Below are 10,163 nucleotides of genomic sequence, written 5' to 3'. Positions count from 1 at the left end.
CCCCGCCGATCAGCAAAGGCAAGTCGAACAGTAGATTCAGGGCGATCGCTCCGCCGACTACTTCGGCCAAATCGGTTGCCATGGCGACGATCTCGGCTTGCACCCAGTAGGACAATCTGGTTCGCCGCGACGACCTCAGCCGCACGGTCTCTGGTAGCGATCTGCCGGTGACCACCCCGAGTTTGGCTGAGAGAAACTGCACCAGTCCGGCCATGACATTGGCGACCACGATGACCCACACCAGCAAGTAGCCGAACTGCGCGCCGGCGCTGATGTTCGACGCCACGTTGCCCGGATCGACATAGGCGATCGCGGCGACGAAAGCAGGACCCAGCAATAACGACCCGGATCGAGCGCGAGCAAGGCGAGGCCGAACCGCGTCCTGCACGCTGCGCTCCATCGGCATCCTTACGCGAAGTTCGGTGCCCCGAACAAAACTATTCGCATAACCATAGATCATGCTGGCGTAGCCGGTGAAGTCGTCGTCGGCGTGGGCGTCCGTCATGACAGTTCCTTGCGCACCGGCGATCATGATGGTGTGGCGGGCCACGGTGACGCGTAAGTCACCCGGATCGGCTGCGGCCTTCTGCGGTCGACGAACTGGCCCGTACCGACGACGGGTAGCCGCCGAGCGGGGGGTGTGTGGGCAGAGGTCTCTCTAGTGGCCGTGCCGGTTAGTGGATGACTGGTCCGCGGTCAGAATCGGCATCGCCAGCCCCGTCAGCTTCGGTGTCGGCAGACGACTGGCGCTGAATAGGGGGCTGGGATTTGCCAGAGAGTTGGGCGAGCATCGCGTTGTATCTCGCCAGCTCTGCACCGTCATCGCGTTCTTCTCGCCGGTCGAAGCGCGTTGCCTGCCGTCGATCCTGCCGACTCCACTGCACCAACAGCGCGAGCATCACCAGGACCAGCGGTATCTCACCTGCTGCCCAGGCGATGCCGCCACCGAGGCGCTGATCACTCATCAGGTCGGGGTTCCACGGCAGCATCAGACTGTTGTAGTAGTTGCGCGCGATGATGTTGTCGGTGCTCATCAAAGCAACGCCGAAGAACGCATGGAATGGCAGGGAGCCGAAAACCATCGCGAGCTTGGCTACCGGTGACAGCGTGCGAGGTGCCGGGTCGATACCGATGACAACCCAGTAGAAGAGGTAGCCGCTGACCATGAAATGCAGGTTCATCGCGACGTGCGCTGCGTGATAGTCCGCCAGCAGCTCGAACAGACCGCCCAGGTACAGAACGTAGTAGCTGCCGACGAAGAGCACCGACGCGACCAGTGGGTGGGTCATGAACTTCGAGAACGGACTGTGCAGGAGTGTCAGGATCCACTCTCGGGGGCCCGGAGGTGCGCCGCGTCCGGTAGGCGACAGCGCTCGCAGCGCCAGGGTCACCGGGCCGCCGAGAACCAGAAGCACCGGCACCAGCATCGACAGGACCATATGCGCGATCATGTGCATGCTGAACAGCGCGGGCGCGTACTTTCCCAGTCCTGACGAGGTGGCGAACAGCAACGCCGCACACCCCAGCATCCAGGTGATCGTGCGTCCGATCGGCCATGCGTCCCCGCGGCGGCGGAGCCTGATCACGCCGCGCAGATACACGACGGCCATGACGATCGCCAGGGTGCCGAACAGCAGGTCGAAGCGCCAGTCGGTCAGCAGGGCACCGAAGGTGGGCGCCTCGTCGATCCGGTAACCGAGGACCAGTTCGGCGGCCGGCATGTTCGCCGGATTGACGTTGGCCGGCGGCGGGGTACGCGAGAGCCCGACCGCGATGCCGAAGGTCGCCGCGAACACGAGCAGTTCGACGAATGCGAATCTGACGAACGGCGTGCTACCGGCATCGCTGGACAGAGCCGGGATGGTCGTGCGCCGATGCCAGGCGCCGAACCCACCAAGGACCATCAATGCGGCGAGTTTTGCGAGCACGAGCTGCCCGTAGGTCTCGGTGAAGAGTTGATCGATGTGCACGCGGACCAGGGCATTGATCACACCACTGGCTCCGACGACGATGAAGCACCAGAAGGCCACACGCGAATACCGTCGGGTTGCCAGGGCGGTGAACTGGCCGCCCCCGCGTGCGTAGGCGAGCAGCGCGAAGAGGCCACCCATCCACAGACAGGCGCCGACGATGTGCAGGATCAGGCTGTTGGTGGCGACATCGTGGCTTCCGCCGGTCGACGAATGTCCCGCGATGGCTATCGGCATCAGCGTCAACAGCGACAGAGGCAACGTGATGAGAGCCCAGCTCCAGCGCAACGCGGTCCGGGCAACGATCGCGCAGATCAACGCGAAGATGGCCGTCCACAACCAGGATCGCGCGGCGGCCACCTGGTCGAAGGCTGTGGTCATGCGGTCAACCGTCAGAGTCTCCGGCAATGGGAAGCCGGAGGCATCGGAGATGGTCAGCGGGATCATGAGCAGTGCCGCGATCCCCCAGACCAGTGCCCCCACCGATGCGAACCTGATTGCGCGGTACCCGCCGACGTCCAGAACGCCGTCCTGTTGCGGCGGAACGAAGAATGCCGCGAACAGCGCCCCACCTACGGCCACCACCGCACCGATCTCACCGATCGTCTGCACGGTGGGCAGTCCATAGCGGGTCAGCGCGCCGGGATCTCCGACGCCGGCCAGATCCAGGGCCTTGTTCGCGGAGATGGCGGTGACTGCGATGGCTACGGCAGCCGCGACCCAGGCCAGCACCCACCCGATGCTCGCCGCGGCACTACGGCGGATGTCGATCGAATCGGCGCTCGGCGTACTCACGCTCTCAGGGTAGGCACCGAGCGCTGCGCCGAAGAAACTGGCTATTTAGCAGCCCACCCCCCGCGACCCCGAGGAATGCACTCGACCGATACGCGCTGCATCCGGGAGCTGCTCAGGACCACGAGGGTGATGGAAACGTCGCCGCAGCGCCGACCAGCGAAGACCCACTCGTTTGGGGGCGATATTATCGTTTTATGTCGATCATAAGCGCGGTCTGTGCTGCAATTGGTGAGATGACGCCTCGAAACCCAATGGTGCGGTGACTATGTTCTCTTGTCTGTCGGAACGCGCACGCATTGGTCATCGGTCTCGGGTTGATGCTGAGGAGCCTGGCCCGGATCGCCGGCGTTCACGATGTGGCCGATGTCGTTACTCTCGGCACCTCCGGGTGCGTGCCGGGCGGGCCGCAGCACAGGCTCGACGCCCCGGGTGGTCAGGGTCCTGTGGTGGGTGAGCGGCACTGGTGAGCATCTCCCACGAACCCAGCACCACCGCGACACCACGGCGCCGGGTATTGGTCTATGTAGCCCTGGTTTTGACGACCCTTGCACTTGTTCTAGATCCCATCGCCCGCGCCACGCTCGCCGATGGCCGCATCGTTGGCCTTGGCCCGCTAGAGCTTCGTCTGGCGTTCAACACCGGGGTCGCGTTTAGCCTGGGCAATCAACTTCCCGCTGCGGTCCTGATCGCCGTTACCGCTGCGATCACTGTGGGTATTGGCATCTACGCGTGGATCAGCGCACCGCATCACCACACCGTGCACACCATGTGCCTGGCCGCCATCTTCGCCGGCGCCACAGCCAACGTCATCGATCGGCTCATCGACGGCAAGGTCACAGACTATTTCCACACCGGGTGGTGGCCCACGTTCAACCTCGCCGACACCTATATCACTTGCGGCGCAGTTGTTCTCATCGTGGCAGTGTTGTTGGAGCGACCAGCGGACACGGCAAGCTCACCGCAGTGACCTGGTGGTGGTGCCCTTGCTAGTTCGGGCTTTCTGGCGACGATGTGTCGCCCGGGGGAGGCCGGCTGACGGTCTGCTCGTTGGCGTGGTCGAAGCGTTCGGCGCAGTCGGTTGAGCAGAACCACCACCGGTCGGTGCCGGTCTGTCGGTGTGCCGGTGCGGTCGCTGGGTCGATCCGCGCTCCGCATATCGGGTCGCTGGGATGGCGGCAGGGGTGAGTGCGAGAGCGTGCACCTCGACCGGGGCGCTGATATTGCGCAGCCCCCGAGACCCCAGTGCCGTGGTGGGAAATCCGATGCGGGTGGCGGCCGGCAGTACCGGGGTGGTGATGATCGCCTAGCCCGCGCCGGCGAGGGCGGTGATGCGGGCAGCGACGTTGACGGTATGCCCGAACAGATCGCCGTCGCGGACGATCGCTGTGCCGTGGTGGATCCCGGCGCGCAGCGTGAGGAATCCATCGTGATCGGCGACGGCGCCTGACAGGGTGGTGATCGTCGCGAGCATCGCGTCGGTGGTGTCGGCGGCGAGCATCACCGCATCGCCGATAGTCTTGATCACCCGGACACCTGGGTGAAGCGCTCTCCGGGCCTGTTCGGCCAGCGCGAGGGCGAGTTCGGCGGCTTCCTGGTCCCCGCACATTTCGGTCAGGACGCTGAAGCCGGCCAGGTCGATGAAGGCGACGGTGACCTGCACCTGCTCAAGTCCGGTCAGCTCCTTTGAGTTCGCGCCGTGGTGGTGCGGGTGCGCCGACGCGATCATCGGACACCCTCGTCGCGGCGCGCGCGAAACCGGGTAGTGAACGGATTCTCCCGGATCCGGAGGTCGGTCAGCGGCAGGGTTTGAAGATGCGGGCGCAGCTCGCCGCGGCCGATGAACCGGTGCGGTGCACCTTCGAGGCGATGCAGCAGCCGCGCCGGTGCGCTGGCGAGCAGGTCGTAGCCCACCAGTACCCCGCCGGGCGCCAGCACCCGGACCGCTTCGGCCAGAGCCCGCTCCCAGTCGAGCACGTGGTGCAACATGATGAACGAGACAACGGTGTCGAAGGCGCCGCCTGGAAACGGCAATGCGGTGGCATCGGCGACCTGAGCGTGGGCGCGACCTCCGAATGGCTGCATCCGGCGCCGGGCGGCCTCGACCATCGCGGGATCGACATCGGTCACTGTCAGTTCGACCAGATCCGGCGGCGACGCCGCGAGGATCTGGGTTGCCATCGCACCGCCGCCGCCACCGATCTCGAGCACCCGGCCCCGAGGCTCGATGCCCTGCAACGCCCACGGCAACACCCATCTGCCCGTCACCGCCTCCCAGGGTGCGCTGCGACAGAACAGTGACTCGATCGTCGACATCGATGGCATACCGGCCGCTCCTTACCCACCTCGCCCGGGGGCGGGTCGCCGCCCGAAAACGTCGTGGCACTCGATTACACCACAAAATAGCGCTATCATCGTCGTATGACGATGAATAAGTGTGCGGTGGCGACCGGCGCGGACCTCGATCCCGCGGTGGCGTTGTTTCACAGCCTGTCCGACGGCACCCGGCTGGCGATCGCGACCCGGCTCGCCCAGGGCGGTGAGGCCCGGGTGGCCGATGTGATGGCCGAGCTGGGGTTGGCGCAGTCGACGGTGTCGGCGCATGTGGCGTGTCTGCGGGACTGCGGGCTGGTGGTCGGCCGCCCGGTGGGGCGGCAGGTGTTCTACAGCCTGGCGCGGCCGGAGTTGATGGACCTGCTCGCCGCGGCGCAGACACTGCTGGCGGCGACCGGGAACGCTGTGGCGTTATGCCCTACGTACGGCACCGACAGCACGTGTTGCGACGGCCCGGCCGCCGGAGCCGGCGCCCCGGTAGAGAATGCGACGGCGGGGCGATGAGCGAGGCATGCGGCTGCGGGCACGACGAACCCGGCGAGGACGAGCAGGCTCCCGAACACTGGTGGCAGGTGCGTGAACTGCAGGCCGCCGCCGCGGCGGCGGTGGTTTTGCTCGCCGCGTACATCGTGGGTTGGGCCGGTGGCCCCGACATGCTGGCGATGGTCCTGGAGTGGGCGGCGCTGCTGATCGGGGCGTGGACCTTCGTGCCGTCGACCCTGCGGCGACTGGCCCAGGGCAAGATCGGCGTCGGAACGTTGATGACGGTCGCCGCTGTCGGCGCGGTGATCCTCGGCGAGGTCGGCGAAGCCGCCATGCTCGCTGTGCTGTTCTCGATCAGCGAGGGCCTGGAAGAGTACGCCGTCAGTCGCACTCGCCGGGGTCTGCGAGCGCTGCTGAACCTGGTCCCGGACACCGCGACGGTCCTGCGCGGCGACACCGCCAGCACCATCTCGCCGGCGGAGCTGGCGGTCGGGGACATGATGCTGGTCAAACCAGGCGAGCGGATCGCCACCGACGGCATCATCCGCCGCGGCCATACCGCCCTGGACGTGTCGGCGATCACCGGCGAATCGGTGCCGGTCGAAGCAGGTCCCGGCACCGAGGCCTACGCCGGGTCGATCAACGGAACCGGCGCCCTGACCGTCGAGGTCACCACCACCGCAGAGAACAATTCTCTGGCCAAGATCGTGCAGATCGTCGAGGCCGAGCAGTCCCGCAAGGGCGAGGCACAACGTCTCGCCGACCGGATCGCCGCGCCGCTGGTACCGGCGATCATGATCGCCGCGGCCGCCATCGCCATCGTAGGATCACTGCTCGGGGACCCCGCGACCTGGATCGAACGCGCCCTGGTCGTACTCGTCGCCGCGTCCCCCTGCGCGCTGGCGATCTCCGTCCCGGTCACCGTGGTCGCCGCGATCGGCGCCGCCAGCAAGATCGGCGTCCTGGTCAAAGGCGGCGCCGCCCTCGAAGCCCTGGGCCGGGTCCGCACCGTCGCCCTCGACAAGACCGGCACCCTGACCGCGAACCGGCCCACCGTCGTCGACATCGCCACCACCCACACCGCCCCGGCCACCGACACCGCCCCGGCCACCGACACGGTCCCAGACGCCGACACCACCGTTGATGGTGCCAGCGCCCGCACTCGGGAACAGCAGAACGTGCTGGCGGTCGCCGCAGCACTCGAAGCGCACAGCGAACACCCCCTCGCGCGGGCGATCCTGACCGCCCACGGCGACGGCACCACCGCGGCCGCCGACGTGCAGGCCATCCCCGGCGCGGGTCTGACCGGCCTCGTCGACGGCCGCCGTGCGCGGCTGGGCCGGCCCGGCTGGATCGCTGCCGGCGCGCTCGGCGACAAGGTCGCGGCGATGCAGGCCGGCGGCGCCACAGCCGTCCTGGTCGAATACGACCATCAGGTGATCGGAGCGATCGCTGTCCGCGATGAACTTCGCCCCGAAGCCCGTGAGGTGATCGAGCACCTGCACCGCAGCGGCGCCACGGTGGCGATGCTCACCGGCGACAACACCGCCACGGCCACCGCACTGGCGACAATCGCCGGGATCAACGATGTGCACGCCGATCTACGGCCGGAGGACAAAGCCCGCATCATCGCAGATCTGCGCACCGCACGCTTCACAGCGATGGTCGGCGACGGTGTCAACGACGCCCCCGCCCTGGCCGCCGCCGACCTCGGCATCGCCATGGGCGCCATGGGATCTGACGTCGCCATCGAGACCGCCGATGTTGCGCTCATGGGCGAAGACCTACGCACCCTTCCGCAGGCCCTCGGCCACGCCCGCCGGGCCCGGACGATCATGCTCCAGAACGTCGGTCTGTCCCTTGCCCTCATCGCGATCCTCATCCCACTAGCCCTGTTCGGCGTGCTCGGACTCGCCGCCGTGGTCGCCGTGCACGAGCTCGCCGAGATCGTCGTCATCGCCAACGGCGTCCGGGCAGGCCTCGTCACGCCGCTGCCGCCGCTGCCCACGTCCACCACCGAACCGGTCGCTTGGCCGGCGTCAGCGCACGCACCGCGATAGACACCAACGTCGCCTTCTGCGCCAAGTCGACAGTGCCCTTCATCTACGCACTTCCCGGCTGTCCCGGGCCTCGTGGTGTATGTCGTCAGACGTTAGATTGGGTGATGAGTTTGTTGAGGGTGGTGCCGGCGCTGCCGGTCGAGCGCATCGTGGTCGGTGTGGAGTTCTATTGCACACGTCTAGGATTCACGGTTGTTGCGTCAGATGATGGGTTCGCGAAGCTGGTGCGCGAGGGTGCCGAGGTGCACTTGTGGGCGGCGTTCGACGACGATTGGCGTGCGCGTTCTGACTTTGTCTCGATGCCGATCTGCAGTGGGGCTGAAAGCTTCCTCGCGGGAACGGCGAGTTGCCGGATAGAGACCGATGGGTTGGACGAGCTCTATCGCGAGATGGCGGCGGCTCAGGTTCTTCACCCGGGTGATGCTGGCGTGGGGCCCACGGATACCGAATGGGGCACCCGAGAGTTTGCGGTGGTTGATCTGGCTGGGAATTTGCTGACGTTCTTTTCGCCAGTAGTTGACGGGGCCTGAGGGGCCTGAGCAGTCGTGTCGTCGAGCAGGGCAGAATCGTTGATATGAGAGTGGAGATTCTCTATGTCGATGGATGCCCGAACTGGGTCGCGGCGGCTGAGCGTGTCCGCGCGGCGGCGGCCACGATCGGAAGGACAGATCTCGAAATCGGGTTGTGGCGGATTGGGTCGGATGCAGAGGCGGCAGCATCGCCATTCGCTGGTTCCCCGACGATACTCATCGATGGCACTGATGCCTTCGACGGTGCCCTTCACGTCGATCAACTTGCATGCCGTCTCTACCGGACCGAGGCCGGTGCGGTCGGGCTGCCGACCGTTGACCAACTGGCTGATGTACTCCGCGCCAGGGCTTAAGCGATCTCACCCAGCGGTTCCCGCGTAAGACGGCGGTCTGGTCCGGCGAATCCGCATCGGAAAGGAGCCGATCGTGTCGGTCCTCGCCACGCCGAACTGTAGGACAGTATCAGTCTGTATAAGATCTAGCCTTATACAGGCTGATACTTTGTTAGTGTTTGCTGGTGGAATCTGGTCTCAATCCCTTCACGCCGGGTTCGGGTACGCGTCCGCCTGAGCTGGTGGGTCGTACTCGGGAACTGGAGCGTTTCGATCTGCTCGTTGCGCGGGTCAAGCAACGTCACTATGACCGTGGGTTGATGCTGCAAGGGCTGCGTGGTGTCGGGAAGACGACGTTGTTGGCGACCATGGCTGACCAAGCTCGGCGTAACGATTGGGTCGTCGTCGAGGTCGAAGCGCAGACGAGTCAGGAAGGCGCTGAAGCCCTGCGGCGGCGAATTTCCAAGGACGTCACCCGGGCGCTTCGACGCCGAAAGTTCGCCCGGTCGATCGTGGACCGACTTCGGTCGATGACCGAGGAGTTTTCGGTGTCGGCGACCGCGTTCGGCACGGGAGTCAGCGTGTCCAAAGCTGCGCCGCCGCCGCAGGCATCGCTGGGGGTTGAGTTCGAAGATCTCGTGGAAGAGCTGTGCGATGAACTGCGCACAGAAGGCAACGCGTTCGGAGTGTTCGTCGACGAGATGCAGGAGCTCGAGGCGCCGCTGCTCCAGGTCCTGCTAGCAACCCAACACCGTGCCGCCCAACGGGGATGGCCGTTCTTCTTGGTCGGGGCGGGTCTGCCGAACCTCCCGCAAGTCTTAGCCGATGCACGGTCGTACGCGGAACGGCAATTCGACTACCGCACCATCGGGCCAGTGTCCAACGATGAAGCGCGGGCGGCGATCGTCGCGCCGATATCCCGGCTGGGGCAAGCTGTCACCGACGAGGCTGCTGACTATGTGGTCACTGCCAGTGCCGGCTACCCATACTTCCTGCAAGTGTTTGGATACGAACTATGGCGCGTGGCAACAGGATCACCGTTTAGCGTGATTGAAGCCGAAGATGCGGTGAGCACCGGACACGCCTCCCTCGACGCCGGCTTCTACAGCTCACGGTGGCTCCGCGCCACCGAGACCGAACGGCGATATCTACACGCCATGGCTGCCAGCGGTACCGAGCAACCGCGATCCTCCGCGGTCGCCACAGCCCTGGGCAGCTCCATGCAATCGGTGGCACCACACCGCGACGCCTGCATCAAGAAAGGCTTGATCTGGGCACCCGAACGCGGGGTCGTAGCCTTTACCGTTCCCGGCATGGCCGAGTTCATTCGCCGCCAGAACAACACCGGGTCGGCACACTGACCCCGACGAATGTCGGGCGCCAGCCTCTGCCCGCCCGACTTTCACGCCGTCGTCGTGGTTCAGCGACAGTTTTGGGCAGCACCCGCCGGTCGGTACGCATCATTGTTGGAGCTCACGCATGCTGCTGGTGGGTGTCGTAGTGGTGTCCGTCCCGAATTACTCGCGGCCGATGCGGCGGACGCCGAAGAATAAGGGGATGAACACGGCGATGCCTATGGCCGCTGCCCATGCCCAGTTGTGAAGGTGAGGCCAGCCGGGGTCGGTGATGGTGGGTGGATGCGGCTGGCGGGTATGGGCGACG

At 66.0% G+C, this 10,163-nt stretch carries 9 protein-coding genes; 5 read left to right on the top strand and 4 right to left on the bottom strand.

The annotated features are described in order from the left end of the window. Both VIQ49_RS21940 and VIQ49_RS21935 read right to left on the bottom strand, forming a co-directional pair. On the bottom strand, nucleotides 1–400 hold a 400-nt coding region (locus VIQ49_RS21940), incomplete at its 3' end, for an Nramp family divalent metal transporter (protein ID WP_331888632.1). A 274-nt stretch (nucleotides 401–674) separates the two neighbouring features. After that, a complete protein-coding gene (locus VIQ49_RS21935; protein WP_414731686.1) occupies nucleotides 675–2,765 on the bottom strand; it encodes a cytochrome c oxidase assembly protein in 2,091 nt (696 codons plus the stop codon). Nucleotides 2,766–3,234: 469 nt separating this feature from the next. Between VIQ49_RS21935 and lspA the strand changes: the two genes are divergently transcribed. Next, the gene (gene lspA / locus VIQ49_RS21930; RefSeq protein ID WP_331888628.1) at nucleotides 3,235–3,732 is read left to right on the top strand and encodes a signal peptidase II; all 498 of its coding nucleotides are present in this window, start codon (nucleotides 3,235–3,237) and stop codon (nucleotides 3,730–3,732) included. A 336-nt stretch (nucleotides 3,733–4,068) separates the two neighbouring features. Here lspA and VIQ49_RS21925 read toward each other — a convergent pair whose 3' ends face one another. Further along, a complete protein-coding gene (locus VIQ49_RS21925; RefSeq protein WP_331888626.1) occupies nucleotides 4,069–4,491 on the bottom strand; it encodes an adenylate/guanylate cyclase domain-containing protein in 423 nt (140 codons plus the stop codon). After that, nucleotides 4,488–5,087: a class I SAM-dependent methyltransferase gene (locus VIQ49_RS21920; protein ID WP_331888624.1), complete on the bottom strand. Its 600-nt coding sequence runs from the start codon at nucleotides 5,085–5,087 to the stop codon at nucleotides 4,488–4,490. Before VIQ49_RS21920 ends, VIQ49_RS21925 begins: the two co-directional genes overlap by 4 nt. Nucleotides 5,088–5,183: 96 nt before the next feature. Here VIQ49_RS21920 and VIQ49_RS21915 point away from each other — a divergent pair, with 96 nt between their 5' ends. From VIQ49_RS21915 to VIQ49_RS21900, 4 genes are all read left to right on the top strand, one after another. Next, complete coding sequence (locus tag VIQ49_RS21915; RefSeq protein ID WP_331888622.1) at nucleotides 5,184–5,600, top strand: metalloregulator ArsR/SmtB family transcription factor; 417 nt, start codon at nucleotides 5,184–5,186, stop codon at nucleotides 5,598–5,600. Further along, nucleotides 5,597–7,639, top strand: coding sequence for a cation-translocating P-type ATPase (locus VIQ49_RS21910; RefSeq protein WP_331888620.1), 2,043 nt, complete (start codon nucleotides 5,597–5,599; stop codon nucleotides 7,637–7,639). Before VIQ49_RS21915 ends, VIQ49_RS21910 begins: the two co-directional genes overlap by 4 nt. Nucleotides 7,640–7,743: 104 nt before the next feature. Next, the gene (locus VIQ49_RS21905; protein WP_331888618.1) at nucleotides 7,744–8,169 is read left to right on the top strand and encodes a VOC family protein; all 426 of its coding nucleotides are present in this window, start codon (nucleotides 7,744–7,746) and stop codon (nucleotides 8,167–8,169) included. 517 nt (nucleotides 8,170–8,686) lie between these two features. Beyond that, nucleotides 8,687–9,862, top strand: a complete 1,176-nt coding sequence (locus VIQ49_RS21900; RefSeq protein WP_331888616.1) for an ATP-binding protein — start codon at nucleotides 8,687–8,689, stop codon at nucleotides 9,860–9,862. Nucleotides 9,863–10,163 lie beyond the last annotated feature (301 nt).

The sequence above is a fragment of the Williamsia sp. genome, from assembly GCF_036566845.1.
Taxonomy (GTDB): Bacteria; Actinomycetota; Actinomycetes; order Mycobacteriales; family Mycobacteriaceae; genus Williamsia.
This window is presented reverse-complemented; position numbering and strand designations above follow the sequence as displayed.